This window comes from Bordetella ansorpii (assembly GCF_900078705.1).
GTDB lineage: Bacteria > Pseudomonadota > Gammaproteobacteria > Burkholderiales > Burkholderiaceae_B > Bordetella > Bordetella ansorpii_A.
The window spans coordinates 1,111,376-1,133,419 of sequence record NZ_FKIF01000006.1 but is presented as its reverse complement, the minus strand read 5'-3'; the positions used below and the strand labels follow the sequence as shown (position 1 = coordinate 1,133,419).

The window sequence follows — 22,044 nt, the reverse complement described above, 5'->3', positions numbered from 1 at the left end:
GGCGTTTGCAGGGGTCGGGACGGAGACCGGGGCGTTCATGGGATAGGGTTCGGTGTTGCGTTGCCAGAAAAGTGCCCGGCAACTATACCACCGGTCATTGTCATGCGCACGCCGGTTCGCATGAATGGCGTGCGCGAGGCGTCAGGCGGCGTGGGCCTCGCGGTTCCATTCGTCGATGCGCCGCACGGCATCCACCAGTGTATCGACGATACCGTCCACGTCCAGCCTGCGTACGTCCATGCCTTCGTTGTAGCCATAGGGCACCGCCAGCACGCGTGTGCCGGCCGAGCGTCCGGCCTGCGCGTCGTTGATCGAGTCGCCGATGGTCACCGCGCGGTCGGGTGTCACGCCCAGTTGCTCGCAGGCGTGCAGCACCTGGTCGGGATCGGGCTTGCGGCGCGCGCAGGTGTCGCCGCACACCACCACCGGGAAGAAACCCGCCAGCCCGGTGCGCTGCAACAGCGGCAGGGTGAACTCGGTGGGCTTGTTGGTGACCACGGCCAGCTTCAGGCCCTGGTCGCGCATGGCGATCAGGCCCGGCACCACGCCGTCGAACACCACGGCCTTCTCGCCGTTGACCCGGTGGTAGTGGCGGAAGAAGGCCTCGCGGCCACGGGTGTACAGGTCGGTGTCGGCCAGGCCGCCTTCCAGGCTGCCCGCCAGCGCGCGGCGCACCAGGTTGTCCACGCCCTTGCCCACGAACGTGGCCACCACGTCCAGGCGCAAGGGCGACAGGCCCAGCTCGACGCGCATGGCGTTGGCCGCATCGGCCAGGTCGGGAATGGAGTCCAGCAGGGTGCCGTCCAGGTCCAGCAGGACGGCTTCGATGCGTGCCATGTCAGCGCGCTCCTTGGGTGAGGCCCGGCGCGCCGGGCCGTTTCAGGATCAGACGCTCGTGCCTTCGCCGCGCGCGATCTCGGCGCGCAGGTTCTGGATGACGGCGGCGTAGTCGGGCTGGCCGAAGATGGCCGAGCCGGCCACGAAGGTGTCGGCGCCGGCGGCGCGGATGTCGGCGATGTTGTCCGGCTTCACGCCGCCGTCGACTTCCAGCAGGATCGGCTGGCCGCCGGCCTGCGCCCAGCGGTCGATGCGCAGGCGGGCCTCGCGCAGCTTGGCCAGCGTGGCCGGGATGAACGACTGGCCGCCGAAGCCCGGGTTGACCGACATCAGCAGCACCAGGTCCAGCTTGTCCATCACGTAGTCCATGTAGGACAGCGGCGTGGCGGGGTTGAACACCAGGCCGGCCTTGCAGCCGTGGCTGCGGATCAGCGACAGGGTGCGGTCGACGTGGCGCGACGCTTCGGGGTGGAACGTGATGATGTCGGCGCCGGCCTTGGCGAACATGGGGATGATCTCATCCACCGGCTCGACCATCAGGTGTACGTCGATGGGCACGTTCACGTGCGGCCGGATGGCCGAACAGACCATCGGGCCGATGGTCAGGTTGGGAACGTAATGGTTGTCCATCACGTCGAAGTGGATCCAGTCGGCGCCGGCGGCGACGACGTTGCGCACCTCTTCGCCCAGGCGGGCGAAATCGGCGGACAGGATGCTGGGGGCGATACGGGTGGCGGCCGGGGTCGGGGACATGGCTTTGCGAAGTTCCGGGGGCATAATGTGCAATCATTGTAGTTTGACGTTCGGGGCGCGGGCACCGGCGCGGGCACCAGGTGCGTGCCGGCCGTATCGGCCCAAGCCCATCCAGCCCGGCCAGGGCGCGCGCCTTCCCAGGGATATCCAGTGAAACCCTACGACCTGACGGTGTCCGTGACGCCGCGCTTCGTGCCGGAGCAATCCGATCCCGCCCAGCAGCAGTACATGTTCGCCTACACGGTGCGCATCACCAATTCGGGCGCCAATCCCGTGCAGGTCATCAGCCGGCACTGGATCATCACCGATGGCGAGCAGCGCGTGCAGGAAGTGCGCGGGCTGGGCGTCGTGGGCCAGCAGCCCTTGCTGGCCGCCGGAGAAACCTTCGAATACACCAGCGGGTGTCCGCTGCCCACCCCGGTGGGCACCATGCGCGGCATCTATCATTGCGTGGGCGAGAACGGCATTCCCTTCGAGGTGCCGATCGCCGAGTTCCTGCTGGCCATGCCGCGCACCCTGCATTGACCGCAGGGGTCCCCGATGCTCTGTCCTCACATCTAAATGAAGCAGCGTTTCAAGCGAATTCTCAGTGTTTCCCTGCTGGCGGGCCTGCTGGCCGCCTGCGCCACCTCCGAGGAACCGCCCGCGCAGGCGCCGTCGGGCGGTTCCCCATCCGCTGGCGCCTCCGGCACGCCCGCTGTCGACGGCCCGCTGAACGTGCCGTCCCTGTCCTCCCTGCCCGATTCCGCGCCGCGCCAGCTGGCCGGCCGCTATACGCGCGCCGCGTGGGCCGACATGCCCGGCTGGAGCAACGATGACCTGGCCGAGTTCTGGCCGCTGTTCCTGCGCAACTGCAGGGGCCTGATGCGGCCCACCAGCGGCAGCCTGGCCGCGCCCGCGCGTGCCACGCCGCGCGCCTGGCAACCGGTCTGCGCCGCCGCCGCCGATGCGTCGCGGGCCCCGGCCGCGGGCGACGGCGCCGCGGTCCGGCGTTTCCTGCAGACCTGGCTGCAGCCCTGGCGCGTGAACGGCGCCGACGGCCAGCCCGCCTCCAATACCGTCACCGGCTACTACGAGCCCCTGGTGTCCGCCTCGCGCCGCCGCGGCGGCGACTATCAATGGCCGCTGTATGCCGTGCCGCCGGACCTGCTGACGGTCGACCTGGGTTCCATCTATCCCGATCTGGCCGGCAAGCGCGTGCGCGGCAAGCTCGAGGGCTCGCGCGTGGTGCCTTACGACACGCGTTCGGCCATCGAGGCGTCCTCCGGCCGCAAGCCCCCGGTCATCGTCTGGGTGAACGACCCCGTCGACAATTTCTTCCTGCAGGTGCAAGGGTCGGGCCGCGTGCAACTGACGGATGGTCCCGATTCGGGCACCACCATCCGCCTGGCCTACGCCGACCACAACGGCCAGCCCTACGCCTCCATCGGCAAGTGGCTGATCGACAAGGGCGAGTTGCAGGCCAGCCAGGCTTCCATGCAGAACATCCGCGCCTGGGCCAGGCGCAACCCGGCCCGTGTGCAGGAAATGCTCAATGCCAATCCGGCCGTGGTGTTCTTCCGCGAAGAGGCCATCGCCGATCCCTCGCTGGGTCCGCGTGGCGCCTATGGCATTCCGCTGGCGCCGGGCCGCTCCATCGCGGTCGATGCGCGGTTCGTGCCGCTGGGGTCGCCGGTGTTCCTGTCGACCACCCTGCCAAGTTCGTCGTCGCCCTTGCAGCGCCTGGTGCTGGCGCAGGATACGGGCACGGCCATCACCGGTGCCGCGCGCGCCGATTTCTACTGGGGCTCCGGGGAAGACGCCGGCAACATGGCCGGCCGCATGAAGCAGCGCGGCCAGATGTGGCTGCTGTGGCCCAAGCAGGCAGGGGAGCCCTCGGCGCGATGAAACAGCAGATCGTCGTTTGCGGCGCGGGCATCGTCGGGCTGGCCAGCGCGCTGGCCCTGGCGCGCCGCGGCCAGCGCGTGGCCGTCCTGGCGCCGCGCAACGAAGTCGCGCCCGCGCAGGGCGACGCCTACCACCCGCGTGTCTACGCCATCTCGCCCGCCAGCCGCCGCTTCTTGGGCGAACTGGGCGTGTGGGATTCGCTGCCCTCGGGACGCATCGCGCCCGTGCAGGCCATGGACATTTATGGCGACGGCGACGGCCGCGTCACCCTCAATGCCTGGCAGGCCGCCCAGGACTGCCTGGCCTGGATCGTCGAGGCCGGCGAGATCGAGCGCGTGCTGATCCAGGCCGTGCGCGTCTTCGGCATTTCCTGGCTGGACGACCGCTGCGTCGGCTGGCGTGACGGACGCATCGAAACCGCTGCTGGTGAACATCTGCAGGCCGAACTGTTCGTGGGGGCCGATGGCGCCAACTCGCCGCTGCGCCGGGCCGCCGGCCTGCGCCATCAGGCGCGGCCCTACGGCGACACGGGCCTGGTGGTCCACCTGGATGCCGAACTGCCGCATCAGGGCACGGCCTTCCAGTGGTTCCGCGACGATGGCGTGCTGGCGCTGCTGCCCTTGCCCGATACCGCCGATGGCGCGCAGGTGTCGATGGTGTGGTCCATCCGCGGGGAACGCGCCGAGTCCTTGCTGGCCATGCCGCGCGAGCAACAAGCCGCCGAACTCGAACGCCTGCTGGCCGAAGCGTCGCAGGGCCGATTGGGCCGGCTGCGCATGCGCGGCGCGCTGCACGGCTTCCCGCTGACGCTGGAACAGGCCCAGATGACCGGCCCGGGCATAGCCCTGGCCGGCGATGCCGCGCACCGGGTGCATCCCCTGGCCGGCCAGGGCCTGAACCTGGGCCTGGGCGACGTCGAGGCGCTGGCCCAGGCCGTGGGCGGCCGCGAGGCCTTCCGTTCCGCCGGCGATCCCCGCGTGCTGCAGCGCTATCAGCGCGTCCGCGCCGAACCCGTCCTGGCGATGCGCGTGGCCACAGACGGCCTGCATCGCCTGTTCGGCGCCCGCAATGCGCCGCTGGCCTGGCTGCGCAATGCCGGCATGCAGGCGGTGGACGCCTTGCCTTTCATCAAACGCCAACTCATCGAGGGGGCTTCGCGCAACTGAGCGTGCGTCGTGGCACCAGGAGTCATCATGAAGCTTCGTATTGCAGTCAGCGTGGCGGCGTCGTTGTGCGCCTTGTTCCTGGCCGGGGCCGTACAGGCCCAGTCGGGTAAAAGCTATTCCACCAGCGGCGCGGACAAGTCCGCCGCTGACGCCAAGTCCACCCGCACGCCGGCGCCCGATCCCGTCGCCGAAGGCGTGCGCAAGCGCTTCGCCGATCGCTTCCCGGGCATGGACGTGACGGCCGTGCAGCGCACGCCCTATGGCTTGTTCGAAGTGCAGCTGGGCATGGAGCTGGTGTACACCGACGAGGACGTGCGCTGGGTCATGCAGGGCACGCTGGTCGATGCCATGACCCGCCGCAACGTCACCGCCGAGCGCCAGGAGAAACTGGGCGAAGTGCCCCTGGCCGAGCTGCCGCTGGATCTGGCCGTCAAGCAGGTGCGGGGCAACGGCAAGCGCCGCGTGGCCATCTTCGAGGATCCGAACTGCGGCTATTGCAAGCAACTGCACAAGACGCTCGAGACCCTGGACGACGTCACCATCTACACCTTCCTCTATCCCATCCTGGCGCCCGACTCGTCGGTCAAGTCGCGCGACATCTGGTGTTCGTCCGATCCCGCCCGCGCCTGGAACGACTGGATGATCCGTGGCAAGACGCCGGCCTCCAAGTCGTGCGACACGCCCACCGAGCAGGTGCTGGCGCTGGGCAAGCGCCTGATGGTGCGCGGCACGCCCACGATGTTCTTCGAAGACGGCTCGCGCGTCAGCGGCGCGATGCCTCTGGACCTGTTTCAGGCGCGGCTGGACGGGAAAAGATAACGCCCGCGGGCATTCCCAGCGATCACGATAAAACGGAGACACCCTCATGCAGATCGCCATTCTCGACGACTATCACGGCGTGGCCGAGCGCTATGCCGACTGGAGCAGGCTGGGCCCGCAGGCCCGGGTGAAGACGTTCCGCGATCCGTTGCCCGCCGGGCCGGCGCGCGCGGCGGCGCTGCAGGATTTCGACGTGATCGTGGCGATGCGCGAGCGCATGCCGTTTCCCGCCGAACTGATCGATGCGCTGCCCAGGCTGCGCCTGCTGATCACCACCGGCATGCGCAACAACGCCATCGATGCCGAGGCCTGCACGCGCCGCGGCATCACGCTGTGCGGCGCGCCCGGCAGCGCCGACGGCAACAACGCCACGGCGGAATTGGCCTGGTCGTTGATCCTGGCGCTGTTCAAGCGTCTTCCCCAAGAGCACGACAACATGCGCCGCGGCCTGTGGCAGACTGGCATGCCCTTGTTGCTGGCGGGCCGCCGCCTGGGCGTGGTGGGCCTGGGCAAGCTGGGCGCCGGCGTGGCCAGGGTCGGCCTGGCCTTCGGCATGGACGTGGTGGCCTGGAGCCCCAACCTGACCGACGAGCGCGCGGCCGAAGTCGGCGTCAGGCGCGTGGACAAGCGCGAACTGTTTTCCACGTCCGACGTGGTCAGCCTGCACGTGGTGCTCAGCGCGCGTTCGCGGCATACGGTCGATGCCGAGATGCTGGCCGCGATGAAGCCCTCGGCATTCCTGGTGAATACCTCGCGCTCGGGCCTGGTCGACCACGAAGCGCTGCTGGATGCGCTGCGCAAGCGGCGCCTGGCGGGGGCGGGGCTGGATGTGTTCGAGACCGAGCCCCTGCCGCCCACCGACCCGCTGCGTTCGCTGGACAACGTGGTGCTGACCCCGCACCTGGGCTATGTCAGCCAGCCGAACTTCGAGGCGTTCTACCGCAGCGCCGTCGAGGCCGTGGCGGCCTGGGCGGCCGGCAGCCCGGTGCGGGTGCTGAACCCCGCGGCCTGATCAGCGGAACACGATGCGCTGTTCCCTCAGCGCATCCGCCGGCTCGGCACAGGGTTCGGCCGAGGCGTCTTCCGGATCGACCTGATCGAAAGCCGTGTCGCCGTCGGCGTCCGGCTTGCCCGTGGGCTTCAACCCCACGAAATCGAACAGATCCAGATCCATCAGGTGCGAAGGCACCACGCGCGACAGGGCGTTGAACACGTTCCACGAGCGGTTGGGATGCTTGCGGTCCCATTCCTGCACCATGCGCGTCACTTCCTTGCGCTTCAGGTTCTCCTGCGAACCGCACAGGTTGCACGGGATGATGGGGAACTGCTTGAGCTGCGCGTAGGCGATCAGGTCGCGCTCGGGCACGTAGGCCAGCGGACGGATGACGGTGTGGCGGCCGTCGTCGGACACCAGCTTGGGCGGCATGCCCTTCAACTTGCCGCCGTAGAACAGGTTCAGGAAGAACGTGCCCAGGATGTCGTCGCGGTGATGGCCCAGCGCGATCTTGGTCGCGCCCAACTCGTCGGCCACGCGGTACAGGATGCCGCGCCGCAGCCGCGAGCACAGCGAGCACATGGTCTTGCCTTCCTCGATCACGCGCGTGACGATCGAGTACGTGTCCTGCGTCTCGATGTGGAAGGGCACGCCCAGGTTGGTCAGGTAGTCGGGCAGGATCTCGGGCGGGAAGCCCGGTTGCTTCTGGTCCAGGTTGACCGCGATGAGCTCGAACGGAAACGGCGCGCGTTTCTGCAGCGTCATCAGGATGTCGAGCATCGCGTACGAATCCTTGCCGCCCGACAGGCAGACCATGACGCGGTCGCCCGCTTCGATCATGTTGTAGTCGGACAGGGCGCGGGTGGTCTCGCGCGCCAGGCGCTTGGTCAGCTTGTTGCCTTCGTGGCGGGCGCGGTCTTCGGCGGGGGAGCGCACCCGCTCGGGCTTCTGGACGTCCGCGGGGGCGGCTGGTTCGGGGAGGGTTTCGATGGCGTTCATGGCAATGAGGCGCTAGCGGCTGGTCTGGATCTCGACGCCCACGGCGTCGCAGTCCGAGAAAGCCATGGGCTTGCTGATGCGCAGCCGCAGCGCGCGGATATCGGGGAAATCGGCCAGCAGTCGCTCGGCCACTTGTTCGGTCAGGGTTTCGATCAGGTTGACGTGCGCCTGCGTGCATTCCTGCACGATGGCGTCGCGCAGGCTGCGATAGTCGAGCACGCTGTGGATGTCGTGGTCGTCCACGTCGCGGCGGATGTCGACGTCGAATTCCGCGTCGACGTGCAGCGGCTGAGTGGCACGGCGCTCGTGTTCGAGAATGCCGATGCGGGCATCCAGCGCAAGCCGGGAAATGATGATGCGGCGAGTCGCCATGATCGCAAAAACCTGTGGGAGGAAGCCTGCATTGTAAGGGGACGGGCCGCCGGATGCCGTCGTCCGCCCCGGGCGGCGGGAGCCCGCGGGGTGGGCGGGGCGCGTGGCCGTGGCTGACTACAATCGAGGCAGGCTGGCCGGCAAGCGCAGGCGCCGTGCCGGCCAGCGGGGCCCGTGGACCGGGCCGCTCTCAGCTTTCAGGAAAACACAGGATGCAGCAGGTATACGACGCGGTCATCGTGGGCGGAGGTCCGGCGGGCGCCTCTTGCGCGATCTGGCTGGCGCGGCTGGGCCTGGCGCCCGTGCTGGTCGAGGCCTCGGACCGCCTGGGCGGCCTGGGCAACGGCAACCCCTTCCGCGACGACTGGATCGCGGTCCTGCCCGGCCAGACCGGCCAGCAGGGCGCGGCCAACGTCGCGCGCAGCGTGCAAGAGGCCGGCGTGCCGGTGCACCTGCGCGCGCCGGCGCTGCGGGTGCGCCCCGTCAAGGGCGGCGTCGAGGTCGCGCTGGGCGGCCAGGCCCAGGGGCAACTGCTGCGTGGCCGGACCCTGGTCATCGCCTCGGGCGTGCGCGCCCGTGGTTTGCCGGGCCATCCTTCCACGGCCTCGTGGCCCGGCGTGCTGGTCGGCCCCGGTTCGCCCATCGTGGCCCAGGACTACAGCGGATTGAAGGTGGCGGTGCTGGGCGGCGGCGACAACGCCTACGAGAATTTCGTCTACGTGCGCAATCGCGGCGCTGGCGACGTGCATCTTTATGCCCGCACCGTGCGTGCCCAGCAGCAATGGGTGGTGCGCGCCGGCCGCGAGAACGTGCACGTCGGCGCCTACGAGGTCGACCCCGCCGCGCGCACCGTCGATGGGCGGCAGTACGACCTGATCCTGGTCTTCTACGGCTGGGAGCCCCAGGCCGCTTTTGCTGATGGCCTGCGTCTGGCGCGCAGCGAGCGCGGCTACATCCAGACCGACTTCGCCACGGCCCAGACCAGCCTGCCGGACATCTATGCGATTGGCGAAGTGGCCAACCGCATGCATCCCTGCGTGGTCACGGCGATGGCCGATGGAGTGGTGGCGGCCAAGGACATCCAGCGGCGCTGGGAACGTGTGCCGCAGAGACGCGAAAGCGTCACTTAGTGCCTGTGTTCCAGGCTGTGTGCCTGGAATACTGCGCCTTTTGCTCAGGAATCGAGGGCATAGGCGTGAGGTGCCTCAAGCCGCTTCAGATTGGATTGTCTCGGCAGTTGCCTGCCGTGATGGCCAGCTTGAACGACGCAAGGGCGAAAGTATGGGAGACCGCACATGAACGAAATGGGTGCCATGTCTTGCGGATTGACGACCCGGCAGGTCCGTACTACGTTTTCTTTGAAGTCAGGCGGGCTGGCAGTGCCGCACGAGGCAGGCAGGAACTGAACCTGATCGTAGAAAGCGCTTATCCACAGGATGCCGCCAAGCCCACCCCCCGCACTGAAAGGCAGCATGGCTTTCCAGTTGCTTTGCGGAAAGGTATACCTTGGGGATAAGGCGAATACCCGTCGCTGATAAAGCAGAAGGCGCTGAATATTCAGCGCCTTCTGGGTACACGTTAAAACCGATCCGGACACCATTTGCAATCTGCCTTGCGCAGATACAGTTTTCACTGCTGGGGAGCGCTCTATCTCATCCGGTCAGTCGCTCCGACGGCGAAACTTTGATGGACTTGATTTTCAGGTCAAGCCGATCCGGGCGAATCTATCCCGCGTTCTGGCTCTCTGCGCTCACCACGCAATCCAGCGCGGCGGGCGCCGCCAGCCGCACGGTGTAGGCGCGCAGCTCGTCGCGGCGGAACACGTGCACGCGCACGCGCTCGCCCGGCTGGTACTGCGACAGCAGCGTATCCAGTCCCGCCGGCGCCTCGACGCGCAACCCATCCACCGCCACCAGCACGTCGCCGGCCGACAGGCCCGCGCGATGCGCCGCGCCGCCTTCCAGCACGGTGGCCAGCACCAGGTTGTCGCCCTGCTTGCGCGTGCGCACGTCCAGGCCCGGGATGGCCGCGGCGGCTTTCCACTGCACGCTGATGCCTTGCGGCGCCAGCAGTTCGGCCAGCGGCACGTCCGCCGTGCCGTAGGCATGGCGCGCCACGAAGCGGCGCACGTCCACGCCGGTGGCCTCGCGCACCAGCGCCGGGAAGGCATCCTCGTCCAGGCCCTGGGGCTTGCCACGATAGAAGTCGCGGCCGTAGCGCTGCCACAGCAGCCGCATCACGTCGTCCAGCGAGTACGCGCCGTGGCTGTCGCGGCGGATGACCAGGTCCAGGCCCAGCGCCACCAGCGCGCCCTTGGTGTAGTAGCTGATCAGCGCATTGGGCGAGTTCTCGTCCTGCTTGTAATAGCGCGTCCAGGCATCGAACGAGCTGTCGGCCACCGACTGCTTGTGGCGGCCCGGCGTGCGCGCCACGCCGGTGACGGTCTTGCCCAGCAGGCGCAGGTAGTCGGCCTGCGTGATGACGCCGGCTCGCAGCAGTTGCAGGTCGTCGTAATACGAGGTGAAGCCCTCGAAGATCCACAGCAGGCGGGTCAGGTTGGGCTGATCCAGCCGGTAGGGCGCGAAGGCGGCCGGCTTGATGCGCTTGACGTTCCAGGTGTGGAAGTATTCGTGGCTGACCAGGCCCAGGAAGGTGCGGTAGCCCTCGCCCTGGCCCTGCTGGCCCACCACGGGCAGGTCTTTGCGCGAGGCCATCAGCGCGGTGCTGGCGCGATGCTCCAGGCCGCCATAGCCGTCGCCCGTGACCATCGTCATGAACACATAGCGGTCGCTGCTGTCCAGGAACGGCGCGTGTTTGGTGCGTGGCTCGAAGAAGGCGATCTGCGTCTCGCAGATGCGGCGCACGTCGTCGACGATGCGCGCCATGTCCAGGCGCGGCGCCTCGCCGGTGAACACCAGTTCGTGTTCGGCGCCGTGCGCGGTGAAACGCGCCACCTGCGGCGTGCCCATTTCGACGGGATGGTCGATCAGCGCGTCGTAGTCGGGGGCGCGGTACAGGCCGAAGCCGTGGCGCCGGGCGGCGCCCGCCACCCCCCGCGCCTCGGGCAGGCTGGTGTAGACCTTCCAGCCGTCGATGCCGCGCGGCGGTTGCAGGTCGACCAGGCAGGGTTCGGCCTGCTGGCCCTGCACGCACAGGAACACGCTGGTGCCGTTGAAGAAGGCGTGGCTTTCGTCCAGGTGCGCGCCGCGCACGGACAGGTCCCAGGCGTAGACGGTGTACTCGACGTGCAGCGGGCCCTCGCAGGGCGCGGCGCGCCAGGTGTGGTTGTCCAGCTTGTCGACGGCGACCGGGCGGTTGCCCGCCCGGGCCGCCAGGGTTTCGATCTGGCGCGAGAAATCGCGGATCAGGTAGCTGCCGGGTATCCAGGCGGGCAGGGCCAGGCACTGGCCGTGGGGATCGGGCCGGGCGACCGTCAGCGATACGCGATAGCGGTGGCCGGCGGGATCATGCGGCTGCAAGCGGTAAATTATGGGTGCGTCGTTCATCCGCCTATCTTATTCCTATCCCTCTCTGGAGACATTCAATGAGCGAATCGTTCGTGCTGGTCGAGACCCGTGGCCGGGTCGGCCTTCTCACCCTGAACCGGCCCAAGGCGCTCAATGCGCTCAACGATCAACTGATGGACGAGCTGGGGGCCGCGCTGCTGGCCTTCGACGCGGACGAGAACATCGGCGCCGTCGTCATCACGGGCAGCGAGAAAGCCTTCGCGGCCGGCGCCGACATCGGCGCCATGAAAAGCTGGACGTACATGGACGTCTACGGCAGCGACTACATCACCCGCAACTGGGAAACGCTCAAGCGCGTGCGCAAGCCCGTCATCGCCGCGGTGGCCGGCTACGCCCTGGGCGGTGGCTGCGAACTGGCGATGATGTGCGACATCCTGATCGCCGCCGACAACGCCAAGTTCGGCCAGCCCGAGATCAAGCTGGGCGTCATTCCCGGCGCGGGCGGCACGCAGCGCCTGCCGCGCGCCGTGGGCAAGGCCAAGGCCATGGACATGGTGCTGACCGCGCGCATGATGGCCGCAGAGGAAGCCGAGCGCGCCGGCCTGGTCTCGCGCATCGTGCCCGCCGACAAGCTGCTGGACGAGGCCATCGAGGCCGCGACCGTCATCGCTTCGATGTCGCTGCCGTCCGTCATGATGGCCAAGGAATGCGTCAACCGCGCCTACGAGTCGCCGCTGAATGACGGCCTGCTGTTCGAGCGCCGCGTCTTCCACTCGCTGTTCGCCACGGAAGACCAGAAGGAAGGCATGGCCGCGTTCGCGGAAAAACGCGCGCCGGCATTCAAGCATCGTTAATGCTGGTTACATGGAGGCGGGCTGGGCGGATACATCCGCCGGCGCCCCGCCTCGGGCCCGCGCGCCCCGCCGGCATTGGCTCGCGGGCCTTTTTCGCCACGCCGGACAAGCGCGATCCGACCCCGAGCGCGTAGCCCGTTGAAACGTTTGCGCAGCACTCTGTTGCAGCAACGCGGCCTATCCTGATCGAACGTCAGTTCTGACCGAGCCGCGCCGGGGCGCGCCCATCCGGCCGTTTCCGTCTCCGCGCGGGCTCTCCTTCACTCACTGAGCAGGAGCCTCTCATGCGTATCCGAGCAATTCCCACGCGCCGCTGGCAGGCGGCCGTCGTGGCAAGCGTACTGAGCACCAGCCTGGCCGGCATCGCCTACGCCCAGTCGTCGCAGGTCACGCCCATGTACCCCGCCACCGACGCCTCGGGCATGCCCCGTCCGTCGATGCGCATGGTCTCGCAGACGCCCGTGCCGGCACCCGCCCCCGCTCCCTCCATTCCCGTCGCCGCGATGACCGGCGCCGAACTGCGCGATGCCGCGGTCGACGCCTATATCTACGCCTATCCGATGGTGCTGATGGAGATGACGCGCCGCGCCTCCACCAACGTGCAGACGCCGCTGGCCGGCCGCGCGCCGATGAACCAGTTCGGCCACCGCACCGCCTATCCCGATCCGCGCGCCACCGACGTGGCCTGGCCCAGCACCGACGCGCTGTATTCCAGCCTCTGGTACGACGTGAGCCGCGAGCCGCTGATCATCCAGGTGCCCGCCGCCGACAAGCGCTACTACCTGCTGTCCCTGCATGACATGTGGTCCGACATGTACGCCGCGCGCGGCACGCGCACGTCGGGCAACGTGGCGCAGACCTTCGCCATCGTCGGCCCGTCGTGGAACGGCACGCTGCCGCCGGGCGTGGACACCGTGCGCAGCCCGACCAACCAGGGCTGGATGATCGGCCGCGTGCACACGCCGAGCGCCGCCGATTACGCGGTGGTCAATCAGTTCCAGAGCAACATGATTGCCGCTCCGCTCAGCGCCTGGGGCCGTGGCTACAGCACGCCCCCCGGCCAGGTGAATCCGGCCTGGAGCGGGCAGGGCACACCCGCCGAGCAGGTGGCGGCCATGGATGCGGCGACCTACTTCACCCTGTTCGACGAACTGGTGCGCGCCAATCCGCCCCACGCCAACGATTATCCGATGCTCGACCGGCTGCGCCGCCTCGGCTTCGGCCGAGGCCAGGCGTTCTCGTTCGGCGCGCTGGAGCCCTCGGTGCAGCAGGCGCTGGCGGAAGCGCGGCCGCTGGCCGGGCGCCGCATCGCCGATGCGGTCCATACGCTGGGCACGCCGGTCAACGGCTGGACCGTGGTGCGCAACGGCATCGGCACCTATGGCACCGACTACGCGCGCCGCGCCGCGGTGGCCTATGCCGGCCTGGGCGCCAGCACGCCCGAGGAAGTGCTGTACCCGGTGACCGCCATCGACGACGAAGGCAAGCCGCTGGAAAGCGACGAAGACTACGTGCTGCACTTCGACCGCGGCCAGTTGCCGCCGGTGGACGGCTACTGGACGCTGATCCTGTACGACACCCGTCCGGGCTTCACGCAGAATCCGATCGGCCGCTATGCGCTGTCCAGCACCGATTCGCTCAAGTACAACGAGGATGGCTCGCTGGACATCTACATCCGCCGCGATCCGCCGTCGAAGGACAAGCAGTCCAACTGGCTGCCGGCGCCGCAGCAGGGCAACTTCATGTTGAACATGCGTCTGTATGCGCCGCGCAACACGGCGCTGGACGGCCAGTGGGGTCCGCCGCCCGTGCGCGAGGACTGACGAGCCGCTGGGGCGGCGCTGCGCCGCCCCGTCATCCCTCCGGGGCGGGTTTTCCGTCCCCCGTTATCCTCGGCGTCCCACCCTGCCCAGGGCCTGCGCTCGACCTGCCCGCGAGGCAGGCTTACGGCTGCCTTGCAATTTGCTGCGGCTGTCCAAAACACGCTATACTTCGCGGGTTTGACGCTTGCGGAAAAAGCAAGGGGATACACCCTAGGTCGAACCCAACGGTGAGGTAAACCGGCGGGATAAAACCTGCCGCAATGGGAAGGGAAGAGGAAGGCGTGCCGGTCAGGCGATTCAATCGCTGGCGCGACGTCCTGCCCTGTTCGGCCTGAGGGGGCAAGCTGGTGCAAAAGAGTCTGGTACTGACCGATGCTGATCGCACGGCGCTCAATGCACGAGCCTGCCGGGAAATTCTCCTGGTTCTGGCCGCCCAGGCGGCGATGGGACTCGCAGCGGCAACAATAGCGGGGATATTTGCGGGGGCGGCTGCGGGGCTGTCGGCATTGCTTGGGGCGGTGGCATATCTGGTGCCCAATGCGCTGTTCGCGCTGCGCCTTCTTGTGGGTGTCGCAAGGTCTGCACGAAGCAACCCTTTCGCCTTTCTCTTCGGTGAGCTGATCAAGCTTTTCGCAACGGCGTTGTTGCTGGGACTGCTGTCCTGGCTGGCGCGCGAGTGGCTGGTGTGGCCGGCAGTGCTGCTGGGCCTCATCCTCACCTTGAAGGGCTATCTTCCGCTGTTGTTGTTGCGCAAGCTGTCATAGCAGTATTTAACAATCGTGGGTAGTCCGGGCCTCCAGTCCGGAAAGCACAGCAAAAGGGTGGGTTTCACATGGCTGCAGCCAGCGGCGCGTCGCCTCAGTCCGAGTACATTCAGCACCATCTGGTGCACTTCAACAATCTGGGCGAAAAGCAGACTGCCATCGCCCAGTTCGAAGTCATCAATTACGACTCGCTGTTCTGGTCCATCCTGATGGGTGTGATCGTCATCTTGTTCCTGTGGATGGCCGCCCGCCGCGCCACCTCGGGCGTGCCGACCCGTTTCCAGGCCTTCGTCGAGATGGTCGTGGACATGGTCGACGACCAGGCCAAGAGCATCGTCACCAACGCCAAGAGCCGCCTGTTCGTGGCTCCGCTGGCCCTCACGGTCTTCCTCTGGATCGTCCTGATGAACGCGCTCGACCTGATCCCGGTCGACCTGCTGCCGTCCATCTGGCGCTGGACGGGCCTGGGCGCCCACCACGGCGACCCGCTGTACTACCATCGCATCCTGCCCACCGCCGACCTGAACGTGCCCATGGGCATGTCGCTGGGCGTGCTGCTGCTGATGTTCTACTACGGCATCAAGATCAAGCACCCGGGCGGTTTCGTCAAAGAGCTGTTCACGGCTCCCTTCCATGCGCATGGCGTCGGCGCCATCGTGCTGGCCCCTTTCAATTTCCTGCTCAACCTGATCGAGTACGCGGCCAAGTCCGTGTCGCTGGGCATGCGGTTGTTCGGCAACATGTTCGCCGGCGAACTGGTGTTCATGCTGATCGCGCTGCTGGGCGGCGCCTGGACCGGTTTCAACGGCACCAGCATCGGCCTGGGGATCGGCCAGGTGCTGGCCGGCTCCGTGTGGGCGATCTTCCACATCATGATCGTGCTGCTGCAGGCATTCATCTTCATGATGCTGACGCTGGTCTACATCGGCCAGGCTCACGAAGGCCACTGATTTATCCCGTTTCCCTGGCACGCGCCTCGTGGCGCGGGCCGGGTCGCAAGAGTTTCTTGCAAAAGAGTTTCTTGCATTCCAAGCAGTTCCCGTTTTCTCAACAAAATTCTGACTTCAGATTTCTAACCAAGGAGTTGTCATGACCAACGTTGCTTTCGTTGCTCTCGCTTGCGGTCTCATCATCGGTCTGGGCGCCATCGGCGCTTGCATCGGCATCGCACTGATGGGCGGCAAGTACCTGGAAGCTTCGGCTCGTCAGCCCGAACTGATGAACGCCCTGCAGACCAAGATGTTCCTGCTGGCCGGTCTGATCGACGCGGCGTTCCTGATCGGCGTGGGTATCGCCATGCTGTTCGCCTTCGCCAACCCGTTCGTCGGCTAAGGCGCCGTCCGCTGCCCGGCGCAGCGGGCTCCCCGCCGGTGGCGATGCAGGCAACGGCATCGCCACTGGCAAAGTATCGAAAGCTTCGGGTCCGTCTTCAGCGGACCCAGCAAGGTGTCTAAGGAACGACCGTGAATCTGAACGCGACAATCTTCTTCCAGATGCTCGTGTTCTTCGTTCTGGGCTGGTTCACGATGAAATTCGTGTGGCCTCCCCTGACGAAGGCGATGGACGAGCGCCGCCAGAAAATCGCAGATGGCCTGGCCGCTGCGGAAAAGGGCAAGGCCGATCTGGCCCAGGCCCAGGCGCGCGCCAGCCTCATCGAGGCTTCTGCCAAGTCCGAGAACCACGCTCGCATCGTCGAGGCCGAGAAACAGGCCGCCTCGCTGATCGAGCAAGCCCGTCGCGAAGCCGAGGCCGAGCGTGCCCGCATCGTGGCGCAAGCCGCACAGGATGCCGCCCAGGAAGTGCAACGCGCTCGCGATGCGCTGCGCGACGATGTCGCCGCGCTGGCCGTCAAGGGTGCCGAGCAGATCCTCAAGCGCGAGGTCAACGCCCAAGCCCACGCCGAGCTGCTGAACCAGCTCAAGGCGCAGCTTTGATCCGGGAAGGGATAATGACCCCCACGCTCACTAATCGTTCGCTGCCCCCCGAGGGGGCTTCAGCCGCCTTCGGGCGGCCGCGCGGAGGCTGACATGGCTGAACTTTCCACTGTCGCCCGTCCGTACGCCGAGGCCCTGTTCGCCGCGGCGCGTGACGACCAGACCGGGCTCGCGGGCTGGGCCGAACTGGTAGACGAACTCGCCCAGATCGCCAGCAACCCCGACGTGCGCGAGGCCCTTGCCGACCCGCGTCTGGGCGATGCGCAACGCGCCGACGTCTTCGTCGGGCTGGTCAAGACCAGCCTGCCGCAGGCTGCGCGCAATTTCATCGAACTGCTGGTCCAGAACGACCGCCTGCTGTTGCTGCCGGTCATCGCCAGCCAGTTCACCGCGCTGAAGAATCGTCACGAAGGCACGGCACAGGCGGAGATCACCAGCGCGTTCGAACTCACCGAGGCCCAGGTCGCTGATCTGGTCGCCGCGCTCGAAGTCAAATTCGGTCTCAAGCTGCGCCCGCACGTCACCGTCGATCCCTCGCTGATCGGCGGCGTGCGCGTGGCCGTCGGAGACCAGGTGCTCGATACTTCCGTTCAAGCCCAGCTGGCTCGCATGCGCGACAAGCTGGCCGCCTGACGCAGCCGGCACAGACCCAATCAGGATTCCAGGAGTCAATATGCAACTCAATCCCTCCGAGATCAGCGAACTGCTCAAGAGCCGCATCGAGGGCCTGGGCGCTTCCACTGACGTTCGCACCCAGGGCACCGTCGTGTCCGTGACGGACGGCATCACCCGCATCCACGGCCTGTCGGACGTGATGCAGGGCGAAATGCTCGAATTTCCCAACAACGTGTTCGGCCTGGCCCTGAACCTCGAGCGCGACTCCGTCGGCGCCGTGATTCTCGGCGACTACACGGGCGTGTCGGAAGGCGACCAGGTCAAGACGACCGGCCGCATTCTCGAAGTGCCCGTCGGCCCCGAACTGCGTGGCCGCGTGGTCAACACGCTGGGCGACCCGATCGACGGCAAGGGCCCGATCAACGCCAAGCAGACCGACATCATCGAAAAGGTCGCCCCGGGCGTCATCGCCCGCCGCTCCGTGTCGCAGCCGCTGCAGACCGGCGTCAAGGCCATCGACTCGATGGTGCCGATCGGCCGTGGCCAGCGCGAGCTGATCATCGGCGACCGCCAGACCGGCAAGACCGCCGTGGCCGTCGACACCATCATCAGCCAGAAGGGCAAGGGCGTCACCTGCGTGTACGTCGCCATCGGCCAGAAGGCATCGACGATCAACAACGTCGTGCGCAAGCTCGAAGAGCATGGCGCGCTGGAATACACCATCGTCGTGGCCGCTTCGGCCTCCGATTCGGCCGCCATGCAGTACCTGGCCGCCTACGCCGGCTGCACGATGGGCGAATACTTCCGCGATCGCGGCGAAGACGCCCTGATCGTCTATGACGATCTGACCAAGCAGGCCTGGGCCTACCGTCAGGTGTCGCTGCTGCTGCGCCGTCCGCCGGGCCGCGAAGCCTACCCGGGCGACGTGTTCTACCTGCACTCGCGCCTGCTGGAGCGTGCTGCTCGCGTCAACGAAGAGTACGTCGAGAAGTTCACCAACGGCGCCGTCAAGGGCAAGACCGGTTCGCTGACGGCCCTGCCGATCATCGAAACGCAAGCCGGCGACGTGTCCGCGTTCGTGCCGACCAACGTGATCTCGATCACCGACGGCCAGATCTTCCTGGAAACCGACCTGTTCAACGCGGGTGTGCGTCCCGCCATCAACGCCGGTATCTCGGTGTCCCGCGTGGGCGGCGCCGCCCAGACCAAGGTCGTCAAGAAGCTGTCCGGCGGTATCCGTACCGACCTGGCCCAGTACCGTGAACTGGCTGCGTTCGCGCAGTTCGCTTCCGACCTCGACGACGCCACCCGCCGCCAGCTCGAGCGCGGCAAGCGTGTGGTCGAACTGCTGAAGCAGCCGCAGTACCAGCCGCTGCAGGTCTGGGAACTGGCCGTGTCGCTGTACGCCGTCAACAACGGCTACCTGGACGACGTGGACGTGGCGCAGGTGCTGTCCTTCGAGAAGGCCCTGAAGGATCACCTGAAGGCCAAGCACGCCGACCTGATCCAGCGCGTGGAAGACACGAAGGAACTGTCCAAGGATGACGATGCCACCCTGGCCTCGATCATCCAGGAGTTCAAGAAGCACGGTGCTTTTTAAGGCACGTCTGAGCTAGCGGGAGGGCGCTGCGTCGCCCCCCGCGCGCCTCAGACCGGAATCGCCCGGCGCAAGCCGGTCCGGCCGAATCAACAGGAAAGCGCAATGCCCGGAATCAAGGAAATCCGAACCAAGATCAAGAGCGTGCAAAACACGCGCAAGATCACCAAGGCGATGGAAATGGTCGCCGCGTCCAAGATGCGCAAGGCGCAGGAACGGATGCGCGCTGGCCGTCCGTACGCCACCAAGGTGCGCGAGATCGCGGCGCACCTGATGCAGGCCAATCCCGAGTACTCCCACCCCTACCTGGTCGAGCGCGAAGCGAAGGCCGTGGGTGTGGTGATGGTCACGACGGACAAGGGTCTGTGCGGCGGTCTGAACACCAACGTCAGCCGTGTCACCCTGGCCAAGCTGAAGGAATTCCAGCAGAAGGGTGTTGCGGTGCAAACCACGGCCTTTGGCAACAAGGGCCTGGGCCTGTTGACGCGTATCGGCGCCAAGCTGGTCTCGCAGGAAGTCCACCTGGGCGATCAGCCCGACATGGATCGCCTGCTGGGCGCCATCAAGGTGCAGCTGGACGACTACCTCGAAGGCCGCATCGACGCGCTCTACCTCGCGACGACGCGTTTCATCAATACGATGCGCCAGGAACCCGTGTTCCTGCGCCTGCTGCCGCTGAACGACGGCCTGGAAGATCCCTTCCGGGGCGGCGACGACGCGAGCGTGCAGATCAAATCGGAATACAGCTGGGACTACATCTACGAGCCCGACGCCAAGAGCGTGATCGACGCGCTGCTGCAGCGCTACGTCGAAGGCCTGCTGTACCAGGCCGTGGCCGAGAACATGGCGTCCGAGCAGTCCGCCCGCATGGTCGCCATGAAGGCGGCGTCGGACAACGCCAAGAAGGTCATCGGTGAGCTCCAACTGGTCTACAACAAGACCCGTCAGGCGGCGATCACCAAGGAAATTTCGGAAATCGTAGGGGGCGCGGCCGCTGTCTAAGCTGGCTGCAACCCGTCACAAGCTATCAAGCAAGGAATCGACATGAGCAACGGAACCATCGTTCAGTGCATCGGCGCCGTGGTGGACATTCAGTTCCCCCGCGATCAGATGCCCAAGATCTACGAAGCGCTCACGCTGGCTGACGAGAGTTCCTCGTTCGCAGAGCAGGGCCTGACGTTCGAAGTCCAGCAGCAGCTGGGCGACGGCGTGGTCCGCACCATCGCCCTGGGCTCCAGCGACGGCCTGCGCCGTGGCATGTCCGTGGCCGGCACCGGCGCACCGATCTCGGTGCCGGTGGGTACGGGCACCCTGGGCCGCATCATGGACGTGCTGGGTCGTCCGATCGACGAAGCCGGCCCCATCGCCTCGGACGAAAAGCGCGCCATCCACCAGGCTGCTCCCGCCTTCGACGAACTGTCGCCGTCGGTCGAGCTGCTCGAAACCGGCATCAAGGTCATCGACCTGGTGTGCCCGTTCGCCAAGGGCGGCAAGGTCGGCCTGTTCGGCGGCGCCGGCGTGGGCAAGACCGTCAACATGATGGAACTGATCAACAACATCGCCAAGCAGCACAGCGGCTTGTCGGTGTTTGCCGGCGTGGGCGAGCGTACCCGTGAAGGCAACGACTTCTACCACGAAATGGAAGAGTCGAACGTTCTGGACAAGGTCGCCATGGTGTTCGGTCAGATGAACGAACCCCCGGGCAACCGTCTGCGCGTGGCGCTGACCGGCCTGACCATGGCCGAGAAGTTCCGCGACGAAGGCCGCGACATCCTGTTCTTCGTCGACAACATCTACCGCTACACGCTGGCCGGTACCGAAGTGTCGGCACTGCTGGGCCGTATGCCTTCGGCCGTGGGCTACCAGCCGACGCTGGCCGAGGAAATGGGCAAGCTGCAAGAGCGCATCACCTCGACCAAGACCGGCTCGATCACCTCGATCCAGGCCGTGTACGTCCCTGCCGACGACTTGACCGACCCCTCGCCCGCCACGACCTTCCAGCATCTGGACTCGACCGTGGTGCTGTCGCGTGACATCGCCGCCCTGGGTATCTACCCGGCCGTGGATCCGCTGGATTCCTCCAGCCGCCAGCTCGACCCGCAAGTCGTGGGCGAAGAGCACTACCAGGTGGCCCGTGGCGTGCAGCAGACGCTGCAGCGCTACAAGGAACTGCGCGACATCATCGCGATTCTGGGCATGGACGAACTGTCGCCGGAAGACAAGCAGGCCGTGGCCCGCGCGCGCAAGATCCAGCGCTTCCTGTCGCAGCCGTTCCACGTCGCCGAAGTGTTCACGGGTTCGCCGGGCAAGTACGTGCCGCTGGCCGAGACCATCCGTGGTTTCAAGATGATCGTCAACGGCGAGTGCGATTCGCTGCCCGAGCAGGCCTTCTACATGGTCGGTACGATCGACGAGGCCTTCGAGAAGGCCAAGAAGCTGCAGTAAGCGCCGAGGGTAAGGCCCCCCCTGCGCGCCGCCGCGCCCGCCTCTCCCCAGAGGGGCGGCGCTGGCGGACCGGCAAAGCCGGAAGCCGCGGCGCCCTGGATCGGGGGCGGGTTCTTTCCTTCTGCCAGGGTGGCGTACTGCGCCATGAACAACTGATATATGGATCCGACATGGCTATCCTGAAAGTGGACGTCGTCAGTGCGGAAGAAGCGATCTTCGCCGGTGAGGCAAAGTTCGTGGCGCTGCCTGGCGAGTCGGGCGAACTGGGCATTCTGCCCGGCCACACGCCCCTGATCTCGCGCATCCGCCCGGGCACGGTCAAGATCGTGCGCCCGGACAACTCCGAAGAGAACATTTTCGTTGCCGGCGGCATTCTGGAAGTGCAGCCGGGCACCGTCACGGTGCTGGCCGACACCGCCATCCGTGCCTCCGACCTGGATGAAGCCCGTGCCGTGGCGGCGCGCGAGAAGGCCGAAGAGGCCCTGCGAAATGCCAAGGACAAGGCCGACATCGCCGTGGTCGAGGCCGAACTGGCCGCGCTGACCGCGGAAGTCGCCGCCGCGCGCAAGATGCGCGCACCGTCGTCGCGTCATTGAGAGGTCCTGGCGGGCGCAAGCTCGCCCGGACGTCTGGTTTCGGAAAGGGGCGTATTCGTGCGCCCCTTTTGCATGGTTGCCGGCTGCATGGCCGCGTACGTAGTTCCCGCAGTGCGTGAATT

Annotated in this window: 22 protein-coding genes; 17 read left to right on the top strand and 5 right to left on the bottom strand. The window is 66.9% G+C overall.

The window, feature by feature from the left end:
• Nucleotides 1-141: 141 nt before the first annotated feature.
• Nucleotides 142-837 (bottom strand): phosphoglycolate phosphatase, encoded by a 696-nt coding sequence (locus tag A6745_RS15625; RefSeq protein ID WP_066128648.1) that lies wholly within the window; start codon nucleotides 835-837, stop codon nucleotides 142-144.
• Between the two features lie 48 nt (nucleotides 838-885).
• On the bottom strand, nucleotides 886-1,590 hold the full coding sequence (gene rpe / locus A6745_RS15620) for a ribulose-phosphate 3-epimerase (RefSeq protein ID WP_407922734.1): 705 nt from the start codon (nucleotides 1,588-1,590) through the stop codon (nucleotides 886-888).
• 150 nt (nucleotides 1,591-1,740) lie between these two features.
• Between rpe and apaG the strand changes: the two genes are divergently transcribed.
• Genes apaG through A6745_RS15595 form a run of 5 tightly spaced genes read left to right on the top strand, consistent with a single transcriptional unit; the run spans nucleotide 1,741 to nucleotide 6,474 of the window.
• Nucleotides 1,741-2,115 carry a Co2+/Mg2+ efflux protein ApaG gene (gene apaG / locus A6745_RS15615; RefSeq protein ID WP_066128640.1) on the top strand — a complete coding sequence of 125 codons (375 nt, stop codon included), beginning with the start codon at nucleotides 1,741-1,743 and terminating at the stop codon, nucleotides 2,113-2,115.
• 36 nt (nucleotides 2,116-2,151) lie between these two features.
• Nucleotides 2,152-3,477 (top strand): murein transglycosylase A, encoded by a 1,326-nt coding sequence (gene mltA, locus A6745_RS15610; protein ID WP_066128637.1) that lies wholly within the window; start codon nucleotides 2,152-2,154, stop codon nucleotides 3,475-3,477.
• Complete coding sequence (locus tag A6745_RS15605; RefSeq protein WP_066128635.1) at nucleotides 3,474-4,643, top strand: UbiH/UbiF family hydroxylase; 1,170 nt, start codon at nucleotides 3,474-3,476, stop codon at nucleotides 4,641-4,643. Before mltA ends, A6745_RS15605 begins: the two co-directional genes overlap by 4 nt.
• A 27-nt stretch (nucleotides 4,644-4,670) precedes the next feature.
• A complete protein-coding gene (locus A6745_RS15600) occupies nucleotides 4,671-5,462 on the top strand; it encodes a DsbC family protein (protein WP_066128632.1) in 792 nt (263 codons plus the stop codon).
• Between the two features lie 46 nt (nucleotides 5,463-5,508).
• Nucleotides 5,509-6,474, top strand: a complete 966-nt coding sequence (locus tag A6745_RS15595) for a D-2-hydroxyacid dehydrogenase family protein (RefSeq protein ID WP_066128629.1) — start codon at nucleotides 5,509-5,511, stop codon at nucleotides 6,472-6,474.
• Here A6745_RS15595 and ttcA read toward each other — a convergent pair whose 3' ends face one another.
• Both ttcA and folB read right to left on the bottom strand, forming a co-directional pair.
• On the bottom strand, nucleotides 6,475-7,455 hold the full coding sequence (gene ttcA / locus A6745_RS15590) for a tRNA 2-thiocytidine(32) synthetase TtcA (protein ID WP_082853079.1): 981 nt from the start codon (nucleotides 7,453-7,455) through the stop codon (nucleotides 6,475-6,477).
• A 12-nt stretch (nucleotides 7,456-7,467) separates the two neighbouring features.
• Nucleotides 7,468-7,827 carry a dihydroneopterin aldolase gene (gene folB / locus A6745_RS15585; protein WP_066128628.1) on the bottom strand — a complete coding sequence of 120 codons (360 nt, stop codon included), beginning with the start codon at nucleotides 7,825-7,827 and terminating at the stop codon, nucleotides 7,468-7,470.
• Nucleotides 7,828-8,039: 212 nt separating this feature from the next.
• Between folB and A6745_RS15580 the strand changes: the two genes are divergently transcribed.
• Nucleotides 8,040-8,957: an NAD(P)/FAD-dependent oxidoreductase gene (locus A6745_RS15580; protein WP_066128625.1), complete on the top strand. Its 918-nt coding sequence runs from the start codon at nucleotides 8,040-8,042 to the stop codon at nucleotides 8,955-8,957.
• Nucleotides 8,958-9,551: 594 nt separating this feature from the next.
• Here the strand turns inward: A6745_RS15580 and A6745_RS15575 are convergent.
• The gene (locus tag A6745_RS15575; RefSeq protein WP_066128624.1) at nucleotides 9,552-11,333 is read right to left on the bottom strand and encodes a M61 family metallopeptidase; all 1,782 of its coding nucleotides are present in this window, start codon (nucleotides 11,331-11,333) and stop codon (nucleotides 9,552-9,554) included.
• A 38-nt stretch (nucleotides 11,334-11,371) separates the two neighbouring features.
• On the opposite strand from A6745_RS15575, the gene A6745_RS15570 reads away from it, so the two are divergent.
• The 11 genes from A6745_RS15570 to A6745_RS15520 all read left to right on the top strand — a co-directional run bounded on the left by A6745_RS15570 (nucleotide 11,372) and on the right by A6745_RS15520 (nucleotide 21,922).
• Nucleotides 11,372-12,148, top strand: coding sequence for an enoyl-CoA hydratase (locus A6745_RS15570; protein ID WP_066128622.1), 777 nt, complete (start codon nucleotides 11,372-11,374; stop codon nucleotides 12,146-12,148).
• 284 nt (nucleotides 12,149-12,432) lie between these two features.
• Nucleotides 12,433-13,971: a DUF1254 domain-containing protein gene (locus A6745_RS15565; RefSeq protein ID WP_066128619.1), complete on the top strand. Its 1,539-nt coding sequence runs from the start codon at nucleotides 12,433-12,435 to the stop codon at nucleotides 13,969-13,971.
• Between the two features lie 347 nt (nucleotides 13,972-14,318).
• Nucleotides 14,319-14,735: an ATP synthase subunit I gene (locus tag A6745_RS15560; RefSeq protein WP_082853078.1), complete on the top strand. Its 417-nt coding sequence runs from the start codon at nucleotides 14,319-14,321 to the stop codon at nucleotides 14,733-14,735.
• A 68-nt stretch (nucleotides 14,736-14,803) separates the two neighbouring features.
• Nucleotides 14,804-15,685 carry a F0F1 ATP synthase subunit A gene (gene atpB, locus A6745_RS15555; RefSeq protein WP_066128615.1) on the top strand — a complete coding sequence of 294 codons (882 nt, stop codon included), beginning with the start codon at nucleotides 14,804-14,806 and terminating at the stop codon, nucleotides 15,683-15,685.
• Between the two features lie 139 nt (nucleotides 15,686-15,824).
• Complete coding sequence (gene atpE, locus A6745_RS15550) at nucleotides 15,825-16,067, top strand: F0F1 ATP synthase subunit C (protein WP_003815363.1); 243 nt, start codon at nucleotides 15,825-15,827, stop codon at nucleotides 16,065-16,067.
• A gap of 131 nt (nucleotides 16,068-16,198) precedes the next feature.
• Nucleotides 16,199-16,669, top strand: coding sequence for a F0F1 ATP synthase subunit B (locus A6745_RS15545; protein ID WP_066128612.1), 471 nt, complete (start codon nucleotides 16,199-16,201; stop codon nucleotides 16,667-16,669).
• 93 nt (nucleotides 16,670-16,762) lie between these two features.
• Nucleotides 16,763-17,302, top strand: a complete 540-nt coding sequence (locus tag A6745_RS15540; RefSeq protein WP_066128609.1) for a F0F1 ATP synthase subunit delta — start codon at nucleotides 16,763-16,765, stop codon at nucleotides 17,300-17,302.
• A gap of 40 nt (nucleotides 17,303-17,342) precedes the next feature.
• Nucleotides 17,343-18,884, top strand: a complete 1,542-nt coding sequence (gene atpA / locus A6745_RS15535) for a F0F1 ATP synthase subunit alpha (RefSeq protein WP_066128606.1) — start codon at nucleotides 17,343-17,345, stop codon at nucleotides 18,882-18,884.
• Nucleotides 18,885-18,986: 102 nt separating this feature from the next.
• Entirely contained in the window at nucleotides 18,987-19,883 is an 897-nt protein-coding gene (gene atpG, locus A6745_RS15530; protein ID WP_066128603.1) for a F0F1 ATP synthase subunit gamma, read from the top strand.
• 42 nt (nucleotides 19,884-19,925) lie between these two features.
• Complete coding sequence (gene atpD, locus A6745_RS15525) at nucleotides 19,926-21,326, top strand: F0F1 ATP synthase subunit beta (protein ID WP_066128601.1); 1,401 nt, start codon at nucleotides 19,926-19,928, stop codon at nucleotides 21,324-21,326.
• Nucleotides 21,327-21,496: 170 nt separating this feature from the next.
• Nucleotides 21,497-21,922, top strand: a complete 426-nt coding sequence (locus tag A6745_RS15520; protein ID WP_066128598.1) for a F0F1 ATP synthase subunit epsilon — start codon at nucleotides 21,497-21,499, stop codon at nucleotides 21,920-21,922.
• Nucleotides 21,923-22,044: the final 122 nt, after the last annotated feature.